At 72.1% G+C, this 19,989-nt stretch carries 16 protein-coding genes and 1 pseudogene; 8 read left to right on the forward strand and 9 right to left on the reverse strand.

The genetic code is table 11. The annotated features are described in order from the left end of the window. Positions 1-92: 92 nt before the first annotated feature. Positions 93-1,361, forward strand: a complete 1,269-nt coding sequence (locus ACIRQ7_RS01925; RefSeq protein ID WP_404259141.1) for a mannosyltransferase family protein — start codon at positions 93-95, stop codon at positions 1,359-1,361. Between the two features lie 80 nt (positions 1,362-1,441). On the opposite strand, the gene ACIRQ7_RS01930 is transcribed toward ACIRQ7_RS01925, so the two are convergent. Then, on the reverse strand, positions 1,442-2,551 hold the full coding sequence (locus tag ACIRQ7_RS01930) for a ferritin-like domain-containing protein (protein WP_401462985.1): 1,110 nt from the start codon (positions 2,549-2,551) through the stop codon (positions 1,442-1,444). A gap of 170 nt (positions 2,552-2,721) precedes the next feature. On the opposite strand from ACIRQ7_RS01930, the gene ACIRQ7_RS01935 reads away from it, so the two are divergent. The 5 genes and pseudogenes from ACIRQ7_RS01935 (at position 2,722) to ACIRQ7_RS01955 (ending at position 7,535) form a co-directional block, all read left to right on the forward strand. Continuing rightward, on the forward strand, positions 2,722-3,669 hold the full coding sequence (locus ACIRQ7_RS01935; RefSeq protein ID WP_404259142.1) for a diiron oxygenase: 948 nt from the start codon (positions 2,722-2,724) through the stop codon (positions 3,667-3,669). Positions 3,670-3,765: 96 nt separating this feature from the next. Continuing rightward, complete coding sequence (locus ACIRQ7_RS01940; protein WP_401462981.1) at positions 3,766-4,506, forward strand: TetR/AcrR family transcriptional regulator; 741 nt, start codon at positions 3,766-3,768, stop codon at positions 4,504-4,506. Between the two features lie 10 nt (positions 4,507-4,516). Then, entirely contained in the window at positions 4,517-4,780 is a 264-nt protein-coding gene (locus tag ACIRQ7_RS01945; RefSeq protein WP_401462979.1) for a hypothetical protein, read from the forward strand. Between the two features lie 405 nt (positions 4,781-5,185). Then, positions 5,186-6,202: pseudogene (locus tag ACIRQ7_RS01950) on the forward strand (chitinase); the annotation flags it as partial. Between the two features lie 100 nt (positions 6,203-6,302). Beyond that, positions 6,303-7,535, forward strand: coding sequence for a coiled-coil domain-containing protein (locus ACIRQ7_RS01955; protein WP_404259144.1), 1,233 nt, complete (start codon positions 6,303-6,305; stop codon positions 7,533-7,535). On the opposite strand, the gene ACIRQ7_RS01960 is transcribed toward ACIRQ7_RS01955, so the two are convergent. From ACIRQ7_RS01960 to ACIRQ7_RS01980, 5 genes are all read right to left on the reverse strand, one after another. After that, positions 7,456-8,688, reverse strand: coding sequence for a styrene monooxygenase/indole monooxygenase family protein (locus tag ACIRQ7_RS01960; protein WP_401462975.1), 1,233 nt, complete (start codon positions 8,686-8,688; stop codon positions 7,456-7,458). The two genes, ACIRQ7_RS01955 and ACIRQ7_RS01960, sit on opposite strands and share 80 nt — an antisense overlap. Positions 8,689-8,784: 96 nt before the next feature. Then, positions 8,785-9,345: a GTP-binding protein gene (locus ACIRQ7_RS01965; RefSeq protein WP_401463777.1), complete on the reverse strand. Its 561-nt coding sequence runs from the start codon at positions 9,343-9,345 to the stop codon at positions 8,785-8,787. Positions 9,346-9,439: 94 nt separating this feature from the next. Continuing rightward, positions 9,440-9,838, reverse strand: a complete 399-nt coding sequence (locus ACIRQ7_RS01970; RefSeq protein ID WP_401462973.1) for a DUF742 domain-containing protein — start codon at positions 9,836-9,838, stop codon at positions 9,440-9,442. Beyond that, a complete protein-coding gene (locus ACIRQ7_RS01975) occupies positions 9,835-10,329 on the reverse strand; it encodes a roadblock/LC7 domain-containing protein (RefSeq protein ID WP_404259145.1) in 495 nt (164 codons plus the stop codon). Before ACIRQ7_RS01975 ends, ACIRQ7_RS01970 begins: the two co-directional genes overlap by 4 nt. Next, positions 10,326-13,136: a nitrate- and nitrite sensing domain-containing protein gene (locus ACIRQ7_RS01980; RefSeq protein ID WP_404259147.1), complete on the reverse strand. Its 2,811-nt coding sequence runs from the start codon at positions 13,134-13,136 to the stop codon at positions 10,326-10,328. The genes ACIRQ7_RS01975 and ACIRQ7_RS01980 overlap by 4 nt, the downstream gene beginning before the upstream one ends. A 615-nt stretch (positions 13,137-13,751) precedes the next feature. On the opposite strand from ACIRQ7_RS01980, the gene ACIRQ7_RS01985 reads away from it, so the two are divergent. Beyond that, positions 13,752-14,597 carry a hypothetical protein gene (locus ACIRQ7_RS01985; RefSeq protein WP_404259149.1) on the forward strand — a complete coding sequence of 282 codons (846 nt, stop codon included), beginning with the start codon at positions 13,752-13,754 and terminating at the stop codon, positions 14,595-14,597. Between the two features lie 117 nt (positions 14,598-14,714). Here ACIRQ7_RS01985 and ACIRQ7_RS01990 read toward each other — a convergent pair whose 3' ends face one another. After that, the gene (locus tag ACIRQ7_RS01990) at positions 14,715-15,209 is read right to left on the reverse strand and encodes a MarR family winged helix-turn-helix transcriptional regulator (RefSeq protein WP_404259151.1); all 495 of its coding nucleotides are present in this window, start codon (positions 15,207-15,209) and stop codon (positions 14,715-14,717) included. Between the two features lie 301 nt (positions 15,210-15,510). Here ACIRQ7_RS01990 and ACIRQ7_RS01995 point away from each other — a divergent pair, with 301 nt between their 5' ends. After that, positions 15,511-16,380, forward strand: coding sequence for a lysozyme (locus tag ACIRQ7_RS01995; protein ID WP_404259152.1), 870 nt, complete (start codon positions 15,511-15,513; stop codon positions 16,378-16,380). 121 nt (positions 16,381-16,501) lie between these two features. Here ACIRQ7_RS01995 and lon read toward each other — a convergent pair whose 3' ends face one another. Further along, on the reverse strand, positions 16,502-18,910 hold the full coding sequence (lon, locus tag ACIRQ7_RS02000) for an endopeptidase La (RefSeq protein ID WP_404259154.1): 2,409 nt from the start codon (positions 18,908-18,910) through the stop codon (positions 16,502-16,504). Between the two features lie 176 nt (positions 18,911-19,086). Next, positions 19,087-19,944 (reverse strand): pentapeptide repeat-containing protein, encoded by an 858-nt coding sequence (locus ACIRQ7_RS02005; RefSeq protein ID WP_404260058.1) that lies wholly within the window; start codon positions 19,942-19,944, stop codon positions 19,087-19,089. Positions 19,945-19,989 lie beyond the last annotated feature (45 nt).

Below are 19,989 nucleotides of genomic sequence, written 5' to 3' on the forward strand. Positions count from 1 at the left end.
CCCGCCTCGTGTCCCGGCGACCGCCGCCGGGTGGTTCCGCACACCCGAGAGAGAGCGAAATGCCCCATATATCATCGCGGTTGGGTGCGGAGATGCCGCTGCCCGTGCAACGTTCCGTGGCGCCGCAACGCCCCGGCCCCCGGCCGCCCGCGCCCCGGCGCCTCACCCCGAGGCCCACCGGAACGTCGCGCCGCGCACCGCTGGGCCGCACGCCCGGACTCCGCAGGCCCCGGCTCCTCGCGCCCGGCGACCGGGAGGTGCTGTGGCTCTACCTGTTCAGCCGCGCCGGTATATGGATCACCGCCTACTGCGCCAGATGGCTCTTCCCCGCCGACCACGCCACCCGCAACGCCGCCTCCGTCCTCGCGCCCTTCGAACAGTGGGACTGGGGCCACTACCTGCACATCGCGCGTGACGGCTACTTCCCCGGCCTGGCAGGGCCCTGGGACACCGGCTGGGACAACAGGGAGGCGTTCTTCCCCGGCTTCCCGCTGCTGCTGCGCGCCACCCACGCCGTCATCCCGCACTGGACGGCGGCCGGACTGCTGATCTCCTTCGTCGCCGGCGCCGTCGCCGTCCTGGCGCTGGCCCGGATCACCCGGCTGCACCTGCCCGACAGTGACGCGGGCCGGCGTGCCGTGCTGTTCCTGCTGGTCTCGCCCTGCGCCGTCTTCCTCGCCGCCGGCTACACCGAGGCGCTGTTCCTCGCCTTCGCGCTGCCCGCCTGGCTCGCCGCCCGGCGCCACCACTGGCCCCTCGCCGCGGCCCTGACCGCCCTGGCCACCACCGTCCGCGTCAGCGGCCTCTTCCTCGCTGCCGCGATCGCCCTGCACTTCCTGCTCACCGTGCGCACCCACCGCACCTGGCGTTCCTTGCCCTGGCTGTTCCTGCCTGCCGCGCCGCCGGTCCTCCACAGCTGGTATCTGCAGGCGCACACCGGTGACTGGATGGCGTGGAAACACGCGGAGGAACGCGGCTGGTATCGCGACTTCCACGCGCCCTGGGAGGCCTGGCAGCACACCTGGCAGGGCGCGTTCACCCACACCCAGACCACCGGGTACGCCGCCATGTTCCAGGCGGAACTCGTCGCCATGCTGGTCGGATTGCTGCTGGTGGCGCTGCTGATACGGCAACGACGATGGGCCGAGGCCCTCTACATCGGCCTCACCCTCTGGGCGCTGGGCACCTCGTACTGGTACACCTCGATCCCCCGCGCCACCCTCCTGTGGTGGCCGCTGTGGATCTGCCTGGCGGCCTGGAGCCTGCGCCGCCCACGGTTCACCACCCTCTACCTGAGCCTCGCCGGCCCCCTGACGACCGTCTTCGCCCTGACCTTCCTGTCCGGCCGGTGGACGGGGTGACGGACGGACGGTCGACGGGATGACGGGCGGCCGGGGGACGGGGTGACGGGCCGGCGGTCAGCCCCGCCCCCCCCCGGCGGTCAGGCCTCCGCCGCCCCGTCCGCGATCGCCGCCGCGACCTCCGCCGTACGCGCCTCCTCCTCGGCCGCGAAGCGGTCCGCGTCCAGCTTCTCGGCGAGTTCCTCGTCCTGGGCCATCAGCAGGTCGAGGTTGGAGTCGCCCATGTCGAAGACGCCCATGTCGACGTAGGCGCGCTGGAGTCGCTCGCCCCACAGCCCGATGTCCTTGACGCAGGGCACGATGCGGCTGAAGAGCAGCTTGCGGAACAGGTGCAGGAATTCCGAGCGCTCGGTGATCTCGGCGGCCTCCTGCTTGGGTATGCCGAAGTTCTCCAGCACCTCCAGGCCGCGCAGCCGGTCGCGCATCAAGTAGCAGCCCTCGATGACGAATTCCTCGCGTTCGCGCAGTTCCGCGTCGCTGAGCTGCCGGTAGTAGTCGCGCAGCGCCATCCGGCCGAAGGCGACATGGCGGGCCTCGTCCTGCATCACGTAGGCGAGGATCTGTTTGGGCAGCGGCTTGGTCGTGGTGTCGCGGATCATGCCGAACGCGGCCAGCGCGAGGCCCTCGATCAGCACCTGCATGCCGAGGTAGGGCATGTCCCAGCGGGAGTCCTTGAGGGTGTCACCGAGCAGCGCCTGGAGATTGTCGTTGATCGGGTAGAGCATCTGGATCTTGTCCTGGAGGAACCGGCTGTAGATCTCGGCGTGCCGGGCCTCGTCCATGGTCTGGGTGGCGGAGTAGAACTTCGCGTCGAGGTCGGGGACGGATTCGACGATCCGTGCCGCGCACACCATGGCGCCCTGTTCGCCGTGCAGGAACTGGCTGAACTGCCAGGAGGTGTAGTGCTGGCGCAGGTCCCCGCGGTCCTTCTCCGTCATTTTGTCCCAGTACTTGGTGCCGTACAGGGACATGGATTCATCCGGGGTGCCGAGCGGGTCCTTGGGGTCGACCTCCAGATCCCAGTCGATCCGCAGGGTGGCGTCCCACTGCTTGTCCTTGCCCTTCTGGTAGAGGGCGAGCAGCCGGTCGCGTCCGTCGTCGTACTCCCAGCTGAATCGCGCGGATCCGGCGGCGGGCACCTTCCACAAGGGATCGCCTGGGTCCTGGACATACAGATCTCTGGTCGACACGGACGCCTCCTCGGTTCGCCAAACGCTGTGTCCTGGGCGGTGGTTGGCAGGCTCACACGCTTCTTACCGACGGGTCAATAAGTCGTGCACGGGGGATTGACGAGCTTACTGACACGCAGTCTCATAAAACCCTGACCGCCGGTAACCCCACGAGCGAGGTAGCCACAGCCATGACGAGCGCGCCCACCGCAATGACCGTGACGGATACCGAAGTCCTGCGGGACGCCCTCGGACTGCTCAAGGACCGGGAGCAGGTCGCCGAGCGGCTTCTCGAATCGTCCGCCAAGCACTCCTACGACCCCGACACCGAACTCGACTGGGACGCACCCCTCGACGAGGGCAAGTGGTTCTGGCCCCCGGAGCTGGTCTCCCTCTACGGCACACCGCTGTGGAAGCGGATGTCCGAGGAGCAGCAGCGCGACCTCTCCCGGCACGAGGCTGCCTCGCTCGCCTCCCTGGGCATCTGGTTCGAGATCATCCTGATGCAGCTCCTGGTGCGGCACATCTACGACAAGCCGGTCACCAGCGCGCATGTGCGCTACGCCCTCACCGAGATCGCCGACGAGTGCCGGCACTCCAAGATGTTCGCGCGCATGATCCAGAAGGGCGGCGCGCCCACCTACCCCGTCTCCCGCCTCAACCACAATCTCGCCCGCGTCCTCAAGACGGTCTCCACCACACCCGGTTCGTTCGCCTGCACGCTGCTCGGCGAGGAGATCCTCGACTGGATGCAGCGGCTGACCTTCCCGGACGAGCGGGTGCAGACCATCGTGCGCGGGGTGACCCGCATCCATGTCGTCGAGGAGGCCCGGCACGTCCGCTACGCCCGCGAGGAACTGCGCCGCCAGATGGTCACGGCGCCCCGCTGGGAGCAGGAGCTGACCCGGATCAGCTCCGGCGAGGCGGCCCGCGTCTTCTCCATCGCCTTCGTCAACCCGGACGTCTACTCCAACGTCGGGCTGGACAGGCGCGAGGCGCTCGCCCAGGTGAAGGCCAGCGGGCACCGCCGCGAGGTGATGCAGAACGGCGCCCGGCGGCTGACCGATTTCCTCGACGAGATCGGCGTGATGCGGGGCGTGGGCCGCAAGTTGTGGAAGAGCTCGGGGCTGCTGGCCTGAACAGTGCGGTCGCAGGCGGCCGCGCCTCCCGGGGCGCGCCCGTCCGCGTACGCGCACCTGTGCGAGCGCGCATCCGGGGCGGTTACGCTGCTGTTCATGAACGGCAGCGGCACCGCCCCAGCAGTACCCCGACCCGCCTACCGCAGGCTGAGCGTCGAGCAGCGCCGCAGCCAACTCCTCACCGCCGCGCTGGGCCTGTTCGCGCAGCACGCGCCCGAGGACGTCTCCCTGGACGATGTCGCGACCGCCGCCGAGGTCTCCCGCCCGCTCGTCTACCGCTACTTCCCCGGCGGCAAGCAGCAGTTGTACGAAGCGGCGCTGCGCAGCGCCGCCGACATCCTCGAACGCTGCTTCGCCGAGCCGGAGACCGGCCCGCTCACCCGGCGGCTGTCCCGCGCCCTGGACCGCTATCTGGCGTTCGTCGATGAGCACGACGCCGGGTTCAGCGCGCTGATGCAGGGCGGCAGCGTCGTGGAGACCACCCGTACGTCCGCGATCGTGGACGAGGTGCGGCGCAATGCCGCCGACCAGATCCTGCGGCATCTGGGCGAGCCGGAGCCGGGCCTGCGACTGCGGATGACGGTCCGGATGTGGATCACCGCCGTCGAGGCCGCCTCGCTGATCTGGCTCGACGAGGACAAGCAGCCCGACCTGGACGAGCTGCGCGACTGGCTCGTCGACCACTTCATCGCGCTGCTGACCGCGACCGCGGCCCGGGACCCGCAGTCCGCCGCGGTGGCGCGGGCGGCGCTCGGGCTGGAGACCTCGGACGGCCCGGTGGGCGATCTGGCCCGCCGCATCCTCCCCGTCGTGGCCGACGCCGCGCACCTGCTGTGACACTGAGGGCGTGAGAAGCGAGAACACCCCCTTCGTCGGCGGGCCCCTGGACGGCCGGGTCCTGCCCGTGCTCGTCGGCGCGACCGGCAGGCCACCGAAGACGTACAAGGTCCCGGTGCCGCACGACGACGGCACCCCGCCGACGCTGTACGTCTACCGCCGCACCCCCGGCCCCGTCGGCCGCCTGGGTCTGCCGCGCGGCTGGAGGTACGCGTACGACCCGGAGGGCGAGACCCGGCGCGGCCCGAAGTGGCCCTGGACGAAGTCGGGTTGAGCTGTTCGCCGGTGCGGCTTCCCGCGCGGGCGGAGTCTGGTACGGACCATTGACAGTGGTGGTCCAGCCCTGTTGGCTGCCTGCCCAGGGGCCCGCCCCGCGCCTCCCCGGCACGGCCCGACCCGCAGGGGCGGCCTCTCCCCCGCTCGGCCTCACGCATGCGTACGCCCCCGTACGCCGCGCCGTCGACCCAAGGAGCAGCCCATGCGCCTCCGTCCGCCCCGCCCCGTCCCCGCCCACCACGTCCGGCGCGCGGCCGAACGACGCCACCGGGCGGCGGCCGCGGCCCTCGCCGCCGTCACCGCCGCGGCGGTCCTGGGGATCACCGCCCAGGCGAGCACCGCGCACGCCACCGGCAGCGCCGAGGCCGCGGCCACCGGCCCCCGCTCCCGGGCCGCAGCCGAGCTGCCCTCGCACGCCCTCGTCGGCTACCTCCACAGCAGCTTCGCCAACGGCTCCGGCTACACCAGGCTCGCCGACGTCCCCGAGAGCTGGGACATCATCGACCTGGCCTTCGGCGAGCCCACCTCGGCCACCTCGGGCGACATCCGCTTCTCGCTCTGCCCGCGCACCGAGTGTCCGGGGGTGGAGTCCGAGGACGAGTTCAAGGCCGCGGTCGAGGCCAAGCAGGCGGCCGGCAAGAAGGTGCTGATCTCCATCGGCGGGCAGAACGGACAGGTCCAGCTGACCACCACCGCGGCCCGCGACGCCTTCGTGAAGTCGGTCGGCGCGATCATCGACCGCTACGGCCTGGACGGCCTGGACATCGACTTCGAGGGGCACTCGCTCTCCCTCGACGACGGCGACACCGACTTCACGAAGCCCACCACGCCCTCGATCGTCCACCTCATCTCGGCGGTGAAGAGCCTCAAGGCCACGTACGGCGAGAAGTTCACCCTCACCATGGCGCCGGAGACCTTCTTCGTGCAGCTCGGCCACCAGTACTACGGCTCGGGGCCCTTCGGCGGCCAGGACCCGCGGGCCGGGGCCTACCTCCCGGTCATCCACGCACTGCGCGACGACCTCACCCTGCTGCACGTCCAGGACTACAACTCGGGCCCGATCATGGGCCTGGACGGGCAGTACCACACCATGGGCGGCGCGGACTTCCACATCGCGATGACCGACATGCTGCTGGCCGGCTTCCCGGTGGCCGGCAACAAGGACCACGTCTTCCCGGCGCTGAAGCCGTCCCAGGTCGCCATCGGCCTGCCCGCCTCACCGAACGCGGGCAACGGCCACACCTCGCCCGCCGAGGTGACCAAGGCGCTCAACTGCCTGACCAAGACCACCGACTGCGGCAGCTACACGACGCACGGCGCCTGGCCGGGTCTCCGCGGCCTGATGGCCTGGTCGATCAACTGGGACCGCTACAACAACGGGGAGTTCCAGAAGAACTTCGACGCCTATTTCGGCGGCTGAACGGGTGAGCCGACCGCCACGCGTCATCTCATTAATCCTATTTGCCGGACCGGCGTGACACGATCCGAATCCATCGGACGTCGGCTTCGGAGGTGGATGGGTGTCCGGACGGTTTCTGCGGTCGGCCTGCACGGCGGCGCTCGCCGGCGCCCTGGCCCTGACCCTGCGCGCACCGTCGGTCCTGGCCGATCCGGGGCCGGAACCGCCTCCGGGGGCGTCCGGTAGAGGGACGCCCGGGGAGGGGACACCCCACACGGGGAATCCCGCCACGGGGGTACCCCCCACCGGAACCCCGTCTCCGGGCACCACGGACACCGGCACCTCCGACACCGGCACTTCCGACACCGGCACTTCCGACACCGGCTCGAAGGACACCGGTGAGGGGGAGCTGGCACGGGTCACCGAGGGAGCCGATACGGGCGGCGCCGAGGCAGGTGCGCGGACGACGGGCCGCCCCACGCCCAGCCGCCCGCCGGCCCAAAGCAGCGGCGGGCCGACGCCTGACGGCGGGACGGCGGTCCGGTCCGTCGGCCCCCCGACCGGCGGCACCGGAACGGATACCGCCGCCGGCCCCGGCCCGGCCGCGCTCCTCAAGAAGCTGCAGACCCTCTACCGCGAGACCGAGAAGTCCACCGCGGCGTACAAGGCGACGCTGGCGGACCTCCGCCGTGCCCGGACGCAGGCCAGGACCGTCACCGTGCAGCTGGCGCGGGCCCGTGCGGAGCTGGCCGGCGGGCGGGCCGACGCCGGGCGGCTGGCGCGGCTCCAGTACCAGGGCAGGACATCGGCCCAGCTGTCCCCCTCGCTCTGGGTGTTGCTGGCGAAGAACCCCCGGCAGGCGATGGACCGGGCCCACTACCTCCGGGAGGCGTCCGGGGACCAGGCCGCCACCGTCGCCCGGCTCGCCACCGCCGAGAAACAGGCGGCCGCGCTGGCCGCGCGCGACCGCGCCGCGCTCGGCACGCAGCAGCGGCTCACCGTCAGGACCAGGACCCAGTACGTCATCGTGCGGCGCCGGCTCGAAGAGGTCGAGAAGCTCCTCGCCTCGCTCTCCGCCGAGCAGCTCACCGCGCTCAGCCGGCTGGACACCGCGCGCGGCGACCGGCCGGCCGACGGCGGCCCGGCCCCCGCCTACGGCCTCGGGCAGGCCGGGCAGACCCACCAGGCCGCGCAGGCCGGGCCGCCGGGCCGGACCGGGCAGGCCGAGCAGCCCGGCTGGAGGGGCCTGGTCACCGCGGGACGTGCCCTGCCCGCTACTGCGTCAGCGAGGCGAGGTAGGCGTTGGCCTTGTCCGGGTCGTAGAAGAAGTTCTCGAAGTCGGACGGGTCGTTGAAGCCGTTGGCGAACCGGTCGGCGATCGGCTGGAGGAGGCCGGCCGCGCCCAGGACGTTCAGCACGTGCTCGGGCGGCGGCGCCAGCATCGTGTTGGTCCACTTCGTGACGTGCTGGGCGGTCTCCCAGTAGCGGTCGAAGGCGGCCTGCATCCACTCCGCGTCGAACGGCGCGTCGCCGTGCTCGACGATGGCGGAGAGGTACGCGGCGGCGCACTTGGAGGCCGAGTTGGAGCCCTGGCCGGTGATCGGGTCGTTGGCGACGACGACATCGGCGACGCCGAGCACCAGGCCGCCGGAGGGCAGCCGGCCGATGGGCTTGCGCACGGTCGGGGCGTAGCGGCCGGCCAGGGTGCCGCCCGCGTCGGTGAGTTCGACCTTGGTGGCGCGGGAGTACTCCCAGGGCAGGTAGGTCTCCATCAGCTCCAGCGTCTTGGCGAGGTGCTCGTTGGGGTCCTTGATGCCCTGGAAGGCGTCCAGCGGGCCGCCGGGAATGCCCTCCCAGAAGAGGATGTCGGCGCGGCCGGAGGTGGTCAGCGTCGGCATGACGAAGAGCTCGCCGACGCCGGGGACGAGGTTGCAGCGCACCGCGTCGAACTCGGGGTGCTCGGGCCGCGGGCCCATGCCGTGGACGTACGCGACGGCGAGCGCGCGCTGCGGGGCGTCGTACGGGGAACGGGCGGCGTCCCGGCCGAACATGGACACCAGCTCGCCCTTGCCGGCGGAGACCAGCGTGAGGTCGTAGCGGCTCGCGAAGAAGTCGAGGTCGGAGACGGCGGCGCCGTGGATGACGAGCTGGCCGCCGCGCTGCGCGAAGGTCTCCATCCAGCCGGCCATCTTGACCCGCTGGTCGACGGACTGGGCGTAGCCGTCGAGCTTGCCCACCCAGTCGATGGCGCGCGAGGAGTCCGGGGCGGCCACGGAGACGCCGAGGCCCTCGATGCGGGGGGCCTGGCTCTCCCAGAAGTTGATCTGGAGGTCGCGCTCGTGCTGGAGGGCGGTGTCGAACATGCACTGCGTCGACATGACCCGGCCGGAGCGGATCTCGTCGGCGGTGCGGTTGGACATGAGGGTGACCTCGTAGCCCTGGGACTGCAGACCGAGGGCGAGTTGGAGACCGGACTGACCGGCTCCGACGATGAGTATCTTCCGCATGGCGGTGCTCTTCTCTGTTACTGCTGCTTGCTTCACGGGGGGGGCGTGGGGGGCGGTGTCGGTGGGCGGCCGGGCGTCGCCGGCCGCCCGGTCCGGCTATTCCGGCGTGGTCTCCAGGGCGTGCCCGACCAGGGTGAGCAGCGCCTCGGTCACCGTGATCCGCTTGCGCGCGTCCATGATCACGACGGGTACGTGCAGCGGCACGGTCAGCGCGTCACGCACGTCCTCCACGGCGTACTCGTCGGTCCCCTCGAAGTGGTTGACCGCGACGACGTAGGGAAGCCCGCAGCTCTCGAAGTAGTCCAGAGCGGGGAAGCAGTCCTCCAGCCGCCGGGTGTCGGCCATCACGACCGCGCCGATCGCCCCGCGGATCAGGTCGTCCCACATGAACCAGAAGCGCTGCTGTCCGGGCGTGCCGAACACGTAGAGCACCAGGTCCTGGTCGAGGGTGATCCGCCCGAAGTCCAGCGCGACCGTCGTCGTGGTCTTCTCCGGGGTGGCGGACAGATCGTCGGTGTCCTCGCTGGCCTGCGTCATCACCGCCTCGGTCTGGAGCGGAGTGATCTCCGAGACCGAGCTGACGAACGTCGTCTTGCCGACGCCGAAGCCGCCCGCCACCACGATCTTGGTGGCGACCGGCGCCCGCGTACGGTCCATCTGCCAGCTCTGCAGCCCCGCGTCGACGCCCGGTGCCACGGCGTCGGCCTGTCCCACGGAGTCGGCGGTCGCCCTCGGCCCGGCCGCTGTCGTGTCAGAGCCTGCGAAGTCCACTCAGCACCCTTTCGAGCAGTGCGCGGTCCGGACGGCCGATGCCGTGCCCGGTCCCGTACACGCGAATCTTTCCCTGGTCGGCGAGGTCGCTGAGCAGTACACGGACCACACCCAGCGGCATTTTGAGCAATGCGGAGATCTCCGCGACCGAGCGCATACGGCGGCACAGCTCGACGATCGCGCGCATCTCCGGCATCACCCGGTCGCCCCAGCCGCCGGACGTCAGCTCACGCCGTTCGTCGGGGGCGTCCAGCGCGGCCACGAACGTCTCGACGAGCAGCACATGGCCGAACCGGGTCCGGCCGCCGGTGAGCGAATACGGTCGTACGCGCGCGGGTTTCCGGCCCCCGCCGCGTACGGGGAGTTTGGGGTTGCTCACTGGGCGCTCTCCATCGACTTGCGCAGCTCGCTGCGGAGTTCGGGGGTGAGGACATGGCCGGCCCGGCCGACGAACAGCGCCATGTGGTAGGCGACGACGCTCATGTCGCAGTCGGGGGTGGCGTGCACGCCGAGCAGCGAACCGTCGCTGATCGACATGACGAACAGGCTGCCCTCGTCCATCGCGACCATCGTCTGCTTGACGGAGCCGCCGTCCATCAGCTTCGCGGCGCCCTGGGTGAGGCTGCCGAGCCCCGAGACGATGGTGGCGAGATCGGCGCTCGATCCCTTCGGGCCGTCGTTCCGGCCGGGTTCTGCACTCCCGTCCGTCCGGTCCGGGTCGGAGGACAGCAGGAGCAGCCCGTCGGAGGAGACCACCGCGACCGAACGGACGCCGGGCACCTCGTCGACCAGGTTGGTCAACAGCCAGTGCAGATTGCGTGCCTGACTGCTCAGTCCGTGTCCTTCAGCAGTGGGCGCTTGCGCGTTCAATCGCGTGCCTCCTCGACAACGTGGCTCTCTCCCGGGGCCCCCGCTCCGTCGGTGTCCTTCACTGGGATGGTCTGCTCCGCCGTGGTCTCCGCGATTTCGGCCTCGATCTCGCGGCGGCCGTCTCGCGCCCCTTGCTGGAACCCTCCGAGCCGGCGCCGCAGCGCCTCGGCGTTGACCGCTCCGCTCTTGCGCGGCCCGGCGGGTGCCTGCTGCTCCACCACCTTGGGCGTGCGCTTGGGCAGCCCGGTGACGGTCGTCCGCCGCTTCGCCGAAGGCGGCGCGGCGGGGGTCGGTGTGCCGGCGGCCGGGTCGGCCTCCGGGGACGCGTCCGCCGGTGCGGCGGGGCCGTCGGCCCGCGCGTGCTCGTCCGGGCCGACGGCGTACGGGCCGGACGACGCCGGGCCGTACGGGCTCGCGGCGGGCGGGGCGACCGGGTCGGCGGCGGGGGCGGCCGGGTCGGCCGTGGTGCCTGTCGTGAACGTGGTGGGGCCGGCGGGCTCCTCGGCGGGTTCGTGCCCGGCGGGACGGTCCTCGGCGGGCCGGTCCTCGGCGAGCGCGTGCGCGTCGTCATCCGGCGCGCCGAGCCCGGCCGCGTCGATCGCCCGCTCGGCGGCGGCGACGAACCGGTCGGTACCGGGCGTGACGGGAGCCGGCGCCTCGTCGACGCCGGCGTCGGATTCGGCGCGGCCACGGGCGTCGGCAACGGCATCGGCCACCGGCGCCGGGCGGCTCCTCGGGACCCGGCTCGGCAGGGCGTTGGAGTTCGCCTCGGCCACCGAGCCCGGCAGGCTCGGGGTGTGCGGCAGCTCGTCCGACGACGCCGTCGGCGCGGCGGACGGCGCCGGGCGGGTGGGCAGGATCGAGCGGGGGAGCACGACGACGGCGGTGACGCCGCCCTGCTTCTGGGCCCGGAGCTGGACCCGTACGCCGTGCCGGGCGGCCAGCCGCACCACGACGTACAGACCGAGGCCCAGCGCCTCGTCGACCGTCTCCGACGACGAGGCGGCCTCGGCGTCCGACAGCCGGTCGTTGAGCTCCTCCAGGCGGTCGGTGGTCATCCCTATGCCCTCGTCCTGGACGGAGAGCATCAGTTCGCCGCTCTCCAGCAGCCAGCCGGACAGCTCGACATGGGCGTCCGGCGGCGAGAACGCGGTGGCGTTCTCCAGGAGTTCGGCGACGAGATGGCTGATGTCGTCGGCGGCGAACCCGGCGAGCTGGGAGTGCGGCGGCAGCGACTGGATACGGACCCGCTGATAGCGCTCGATCTCGCTGATCGAGGCGCGCAGCACGTCCAGCAGGGGTACCGGCCCGCCGTGCCCGCCGCTGTGCTCGGCGCCCGCGAGGACGAGGAGGTTCTCGCTGTTGCGGCGCATCCGGGCGGCGAAGTGGTCCAGCTTGAAGAGCGTTTCCAGCCGCTCCGGGTCCTGCTCGCTCTCCTCCAGCGACTCGATGACGCCGAGCTGGCGCTCCACCAGGCCGAGGGTGCGCACCGAGAGGTTGACGAACCGGCCGTGCACACCGGCACGCAGCGCGGCGAGCCGCTCGGTGAGGTCGGCGACCTCCTCCTTGAGCGATTCCCCCTGGTCCTGGAGGACCTCGCGCTCGGCGACCAGCCGCTGCCGTCCGGAGACCAGCCGCTTGCGCTCGCCCTCCAGTTCGGCGGTCTTCTTCGCCAGCTGGGCGACCTGGGCGTGCAGCGCGTTGACGGAGCGTACGGCGGCGGCGAATTCGTCGTCGCGGCCGGTGAAGGTGATGGCTTCTTCGTGGGCCGGGTCGGCGGCGACGCGCCGGGCGCCGATCCGCAGGACGGCCAGCGGCCGGGTCAGGGAACGGGCCGCGGAGACACCGGCGCCGACGGCGAGCAGCAGGCAGAGCCCGGCGAGCCCGATGCTGATCTCCAGCGCCGTCACATCGTCGTCGCGCAGGGCGCCGAGCCGCTGGATGTCGGCGGTGGCCATGGCGGATTCCACACCGCGCATCAGCCCGACGCGGGAGGTGAGGGTGGACCGGACGCGCTCGCGGTTCAGCCGCAGATCGGCGGCGTCCAGGCGCGGCTGGTCGGTGAGGCGGGTCAGATAGCGCTCGGCCGTGGTGACGTCGGTGCCGTTGACGGTGCGGTCGTAGCGGTCCCGTCCGGTCTCGCTCGCGGACTGCGCGAAGTCGCCCAGCGCGCCCTGCTCGCGCAGATGCGCCAGTTGGGCGGCGGCGGTCAGCTTGGGCTGGCTGCCGCCGGCGTTGAGGGCGGCGAGCAGCAGCGCGCGGGTGCCGGCCGCCTGGTCGGCGGCGCGGCCCAGGGCGGGCAGCGCGCGGGTGTCGGCGTCGGCTGCGTCGGCGCGCGCGGGCAGACCGCGGGCGATGTCGTCGCTGATCGCACCGAGCGACTGCACGACCTGGGTGTAGTCGTCGAAGGTGTCCTCGGCCGTTCCGGGCCCGGACAGCGCCTTCTGACGGGTCTGCGGCAGCGCGGCGAGGAGCTTGTCGGCGGCGCCGAACACGGCGGCCTCGCCGGCGGCGTCCCGGGCCTCCGAGCGCAGCTCCGAGGCCTGCCGGTCCACCCGGGCGCGCGGCGGCTGCACGGCCCCGGCACCGCCCTGGCGGCCCCGCCCGGCGGCGACGTATTCGGTCATGGCGTCGCGCTCGTCGGCGAGGGAGTGCGCGAGGGCGACGGCCCGCGCGTTCAACTCGGCGAGGTCGACCAGCTGCTGGGTCTGCTGTGCGTGGTCCGCCGCCGTGAAGACGGCGGGCGTTCCGGCGCCGAGGACGGCGGCGGCCACGACCGCCACGGCCCCGACGAGGCGGTTGCGCACCCGTGCGGAGTGCCGTCCCGCGCTGCCGTCACCACTGTCCGAAGTACCCGGACCCGCACCGGTGCCCGCACCCGGTCCCGAGACCGAACGGGCCGGTGTACCCGGCTTCCCTGCGCCGCCCCGAAGCCGCTTCATCCGCACCGCTGCTCGCATTCCTGTCTCGCCTGCCCACGCCATCCGGCGTCGCGGACCCGGCTCGCTCTCCGCTCGCGGGGCGGACCTGCGCGAAGACCGCAGCAGCGCACAATTCCGCGAAGGGGAACAGCCCGGCTCTGCGCGTCGCGACGAATGTCCTGGTCCCACCCCATGATCCGGGAAACGACCCTTCCACCGGCACCGCGCAGTGGCTCGGCATCCATGTCCGGCCACCTGAATGAGTGAACATCAATCGGAGTTTGGCCATCAACTTCCGTCCACCGGGGCCCAGGGCCGCAACCCCACGCAACCCCCGGACGGGTTTGGAGATGCGACCCGGTCCTGGAAGGATGCGCGCCCGCACCCCGCCCGGCCCCCGCGCCCTTACCTCCGGTACACCGCTGACCTGGCCGTACGCGGGTGCTCCGCGCGGCCCCCTGACCGCCGGGGGCGACGGCCCGCTCCGGCACACTGCGTCGCATGCGCATCGAACTCGCCACCGAGCCGGGCGATCCCCAACGCCCAAACGAGGACTACACGTCCGTCGCGCTTCCGGCCTCCGGCCTGGGCGGTGTCCTGGTCCTGCTGGACGGCGTGACGCCGCCCGAGGGGGACACCGGATGCGTGCATTCGGTGCCGTGGTTCACCGCACGCCTCGGGGGCGCAATGCTCGAACTGTCCGGTTCACACCGTGATATGACGCTCCCTGAGGCGCTCGCCGCGGCCATCGCCCGCACGGCCGATACGCACCGCACCACCTGTGACCTTTCTCACGCACGGACGCCGCAGGCAACCGTGGTCGCCGCGCGGTGGTCCGAACAGGCCGTGGAACACCTCGTACTGTCCGATTCCGCCCTCCTCATCGGGCGCCCGGACGGCTCGGTGCAGCCGGTGCTGGACTCCCGCCTCGACGAACTGCCCCCCGGGGTCCGCGAGCGGAAGGCAGCCGTACGGGCACTGCCCCGCGGCTCCGCCGAACGCGCGGCCGCGGGCCGGGAGTACGTCCGCACGGTCGAGGCGCTGCGCAACGCCGAGGGCGGCTTCTTCACCGCGGCGGCCGACCCGGCGGTGGCGGACCGCGCCGTCACCGGCAGCACCCCGCGCACCCAGGTCCGGTCACTGACCGCGCTGAGCGACGGCGCGGGCCGCTGGGTCGAGGTCTTCCGGGAGGGCTCCTGGGCGGACTGCGCGGCCCTGGTGGCCAAGGAGGGCCCGCAGGCGCTGATCGACCGGGTGCGGGCGGCGGAGGCGGCCGACCCGGACGGCACGGCCCATCCCCGCGGCAAGGCGAGGGACGACGCCTCGGTCGTTTTTGTCATGCCGTGACAAGGCGGGGCCGCCGGCCGGGCGTCGGGGCGGCCGACGGCGAGCCGCCGTACGGTCGGCGCGACGGTCACGGCAAAGCCCCTCCCGGCTCCCGCTGCCGCCCCTTACGGGTACGCCCTACGCGGGCTCGTCCCCGTCCTGTTCGGCGTTGAGCTGGTGCAGGAGGCGTGCCAGTTCGGCGACCTCCGTGCGGTCCCAGGCGGCGAGGCGGCGGGCGTACTGGGCGCGGCGGCCGGTGCGGACACGGGTGAAGCGGGCGCGGCCCTCGTCGGTGATCCGCACCAGGACCGCCCGCCCGTCGGCCGGGTCCGGTTCGCGGGCGACGAGGCCGAGGCCCTCCAGGGCGTGCAGCTGACGGCTCATCGTGGCCTTGCCGACGCCGAAGAATCCGGCGAGGTCGGTGGCGCGCTGCGCACCGGCGTCGGCCAGCCGGACGAGGAGTCCGTAGGCGGCCGGCTCCAGATCGGGGTGGACCTCACGCGCCAGCTCTCCGGAGGAGGCGCGGGCGCGGCGGAGGAAGACCGCCAACTCGCGTTCAAGGGCCAGGAATACGTGGTCCACACCAATCGGCTCGCCGTCCGCCTCGATGCCATCGGCTCCGGTGTTGTGCACGTCAGCGCCCTCTCCCGCTTTCCCTACCCTGAAAGTTTCCTTCAGCGGCGGCCGAAGCCGCAGCTGGGCCAGTATTTCGCAGGATTAGACCAACGGCAGCCCGCCGCCGCTCTTTTATCGCGCCGGTCTACGCGCGTATCGTCATTTCTGGCATGGCCACACCAATTTCAGGGGTTTTCGCGAACCACCCCTGAGGCAGACCGTTTCCGCTCCGGCAGACCGTTCCCCCTCTGGTAGACCGTTCCTCTCAGGTAGACCGTTCCCCCCTCAGGTCAACTCACCGAGATCTTCGGAGGCACGAATGCCCGTGCTCAGATCCGGCTCCCCCCACCGCTCCTCGCGCTCCCTCGCGACCGTGGCCGGGATCCTCCTCGCGATCGTCTCCCTCCTCCTCGGCCTGCCCGGCAGCGCCGCGGCGGCACCGAAGTACGCCCCCGAGCCCACCCACCCCGGCCAGGACTGGGCCGGTTCACAGATCGCCGCCCACGAGGGCGGCGCCCCGGGAGTCGCCCCGGGAGTCGCCCCGCCGGATTCCGCGGCCGCCGCCTCGGTCGAGGGCGTGGACGTCAGCGGCCACCAGGGCAGCGTCAATTGGCAGACCCTCTGGAACAGCGGCGTCCGCTTCGCCTACGTGAAAGCGACCGAATCCACCAGCTACACCAACCCGTCGTTCGCGCAGCAGTACAACGGCTCATACAACGTCGGGATGATCCGTGGCGCGTACCACTTCGCCACCCCCAACACCTCCAGCGGCGCCGCGCAGGCCAACTACTTCGTCGACCACGGCGGCGGCTGGTCCAAGGACGGCAAGACGCTGCCCGGCGCTCTCGACATGGAATACAACCCCTACGGGGCGACCTGCTACGGGCTGAGCGCGGCCGGGCTGGTCAACTGGATGAAGGACTTCTTCGCCACCTACAAGGCGCGCACCGGCCGGGACGCCGTCATCTACACCTCCACCAGCTGGTGGCAGCAGTGCACCGGCAACTCCGGCGCCTTCGGCGCGGTCAACCCGCTGTGGGTCCCGCGCTACGGCTCCTCGGTCGGTGAACTCCCGGCCGGCTGGGGCTTCCACACCATCTGGCAGTACACCTCGACCGGTCCGACGGTCGGCGACCACAACCGCTTCAACGGCGCCCTGGACCGCCTCCAGGCCCTCGCCAACGGCTGACCCGCCGACTGCGTACGGGGCGGGGTCGGCGCCCGGCCGCCTGCGCGAAGGAACGGGACGAACAGGGCCCCTTCCGCACACGGAGTGCGGGAGGGGCCCTGCCGGTTGCCGGCCACTACCGTCACGCGGCGACCGGAACCTCCGGTGCGGCACCGGCCGAGGCCGGTGTCAGCGCCAGTTCGAGGACCTGCCGGACGTCCGCGACCGGGTGGACCCTGAGGCCCTCCAGGATCTCGGCCGGCACGTCGTCCAGATCCGGCTCATTGCGCTTGGGGATGATCACGGTCGTGATCCCGGCGCGGTGCGCGGCCAGCAGCTTCTGCTTGACGCCGCCGATCGGCAGCACCCGCCCGGTCAGCGAGATCTCCCCGGTCATCGCCACGTCCGGCCGGACCTGCCGGCCCGACAGCAGCGAGGCCAGCGCGGTCGTCATCGTCACGCCCGCGCTCGGACCGTCCTTGGGGACGGCGCCCGCGGGGACGTGCAGATGCACTCCGCGCTCCTTCAGATCGGCGACCGGCAGCTCCAGTTCGGCGCCGTGCGAGCGCAGGAACGACAGTGCGATGTGTGCCGACTCCTTCATCACGTCACCGAGCTGACCGGTCAGCTGGAGCCCGGCCGCACCGGTCTCCGGATCGGAGAGCGACGCCTCGACGTACAGCACGTCGCCGCCTGCACCGGTGACCGCGAGGCCGGTGACCACACCGGGGACCGCGGTCCGCCGCTCGGCCGGGTCCTGCGCCGACTCCGGGGTGTGGTGCGGGCGCCCGATCAGCGGACGCAGCGCGTCCGTGCCGACCGTGAACGGCAGCTCCCGCTCGCCCAGTTCGTGCTGGGCCGCGACCTTGCGCAGCAGCCTGGCGACCGACCGCTCCAGATTCCGCACGCCCGCCTCGCGGGTGTATTCGCCCGCCAGCTTGCGCAGCGCGTCGTCCTCCAGGGTCACCTCGCCCGCTTCGAGACCGGCCCGCTCCAACTGGCGGGGCAGCAGGTGATCCCGTGCGATGACGACCTTCTCGTCCTCGGTGTACCCGTCCAGCCGGACCAGTTCCATGCGGTCCAGCAGCGGCTCGGGGATGGACTCCAGGACGTTGGCGGTGGCCAGGAAGACCACATCGCTGAGGTCCAGTTCGACCTCCAGGTAGTGGTCGCGGAAGGTGTGGTTCTGCGCCGGGTCCAGGACTTCCAGGAGGGCGGCCGCGGGGTCGCCGCGGAAGTCGGATCCGACCTTGTCGATCTCGTCGAGCAGCACCACCGGGTTCATCGACCCGGCCTCCTTGATGGCCCGCACGATCCGGCCGGGCAGCGCGCCGACGTACGTACGGCGGTGACCGCGGATCTCCGCCTCGTCCCGCACACCGCCGAGGGCGACCCGGACGAATTCGCGGCCCATGGCCCGCGCGACGGACTCGCCGAGCGACGTCTTGCCCACACCGGGCGGCCCGACGAGCGCCAGCACCGCGCCGCCGCGGCGCCCGCCGACCAGCCCGAGTCCGCGCTCGGCCCGGCGCTTGCGGACGGCGAGGTATTCGGTGATCCGCTCCTTGACGTCGTCCAGGCCGGAGTGGTCGGCATCCAGGATCTCCCGGGCGCCGGCGATGTCGTAGGCGTCCTCGGTGCGGGCGTTCCACGGCAGTTCGAGGACGGTGTCCAGCCAGGTGCGGATCCAGGAGCCCTCCGGGCTCTGGTCGCTGGACCGCTCCAGCTTGTCGACCTCCTTGAGGGCGGCCTTGCGGACGTCCTCGGGCAGCTCGGCGGCCTCGACCCGGGCGCGGTAGTCCTCGCCCTCGTCCTCGGGGTCGCCGTTGATCTCGGCGAGTTCCTTGCGGACCGCCTCCATCTGGCGCCGCAGCAGGAACTCCCGCTGCTGCTTGTCGACGCCCTCCTGGACGTCCTTGGCGATGGACTCGGCGACGTCCTGCTCGGCGAGGTGCTCGCGCAGCGCCTCGGTGGCGAACTTCAGCCGGGCGACCGGATCGACGGTCTCCAGCAGCTGGACCTTCTGCTCGGTGGTCAGGAACGGGGAGTACCCGGAGTTGTCGGCGAGGGTCCCGATGTCGTCGATCTGCTGCACGCGGTCCACGACCTGCCAGGCGCCGCGCTTGCGCAGCCAGCTGGTGGCCAGGGCCTTGTATTCGGTGATGAGTTCACCTGCCGAGCCGGGCAGGGGGTCGGGGGCCGTCTCCTCGACGGTGGTGCCCTCCACCCAGAGCGCGGCTCCGGGACCGGTCGTGCCGGAGCCGATCCGCACCCGGCCCAGGCCCCGGATCAGCGCACCGGGGTCGCCGTCGGACAGCCGCCCGACCTGCTCGATCCGGCCGAGCGTGCCGATACCGGCGTAGGTGCCGTCGACCCGGGGCACAAGCAGCACCTCCGGCTTGTTACCCGATGAGGCGGCGGCCTGCGCGGCCTCCACCGCTGCCCGCACATCCGTGTCGGACAGGTCGAGGGGCACCACCATGCCGGGCAGCACGACCTCGTCATCGAGGGGCAGCACGGGCAGAGTGAGCGATGTGGACGTCGAAGCCATGATCTCCCCTTCGGCAAGCAAGTTGAGCTATACCCACTCAATGCAAGGAGTGCGGAAGATGTTCCCCAGGCGGCGTTCGCTGTGAGCGATCACAGCGGACAGCGGGACCGGAGGGGTACAGAGAGGAGGGGACAGCGCGGCCGGGGGGCTCCGGGGATGGCCGGGGCGGGCAGTCGCTACCGCTTCCAGTGCGACGGGCGGGTGAGCGCCGGCGGCAGGCGGGTGGCACCGTCGCCCTTGGCCGCGTTGGCCTGAGCCTGGGTCAGGAAGATGCAGCCGGTGAGGTCGGCGCCACGGAGGTCGGCATCCCGCAGGTCCGCGCCGATCAGATCGGCCGACCGCAGGTCCGCGCCCTGGAGGTCGGCCGCGATGAGGAGGGCGCCCCGGAGGTTGGCCCCGCGCAGATCGGCGCCTTTGAGGCGGGCCCCCATGAGATCGGCCCCGCGCCGGTCCTTCCTGCGGCCCGGGACCTCGGCGCGGACGAGTTCACTGCTGCGCAGCAGCAGCGCGTTGACCTCGCCGCGGTGGGCCGGCACGTCCAGCGCGGACAGCTCCTCGGCGCTGCCGAGGGTGAGCCGCTCGGTCTTCTCCAGCGCGTCGCGCAGGTCGGCGTGGAGGGGGCGGGCCGGGTCCAGGGTCAGCGCTTCGGCCAGGTACCAGAGCAGTTCGTGCAGCTGCCGCATGACGGGGAACACGTCGAACATCTGCCGTGCGCCGCGCGGGGACCCCCGCCAGTCCTGGCCGCCGAAGGTGACCTGCGAGACCTTCTGGCCGGCGCCGAAGCAGTCGAAGACCGTGCAGCCGGAGAAGCCGCGCTCGCGCAGCTCGGCGTGGATGCCGCAGCGGGAGTCCGGCTGGAGGTTGGGACAGGGCTTCCCGGCGTCCTTGTCGATCGCGAAGTCCGCCGAGGCGGCGAACGGCAGCGCGACGCAGCACAGTCCGAAGCAGCTGCCGCAGTCGGCCCGCAGGCCTAGGTCGGGCCGCGGTCCGGGATCCGCGGTGCCGGGCGCGCCACCGGGGGCGGTATCGGGAATCGGGTGCTCGCGGTCCTGGGGCAAGGTGGCTGAACTCCTGCTACC

This window comes from Streptomyces sp. NPDC101393, assembly GCF_044767385.1.
Lineage (GTDB): Bacteria > Actinomycetota > Actinomycetes > Streptomycetales > Streptomycetaceae > Streptomyces.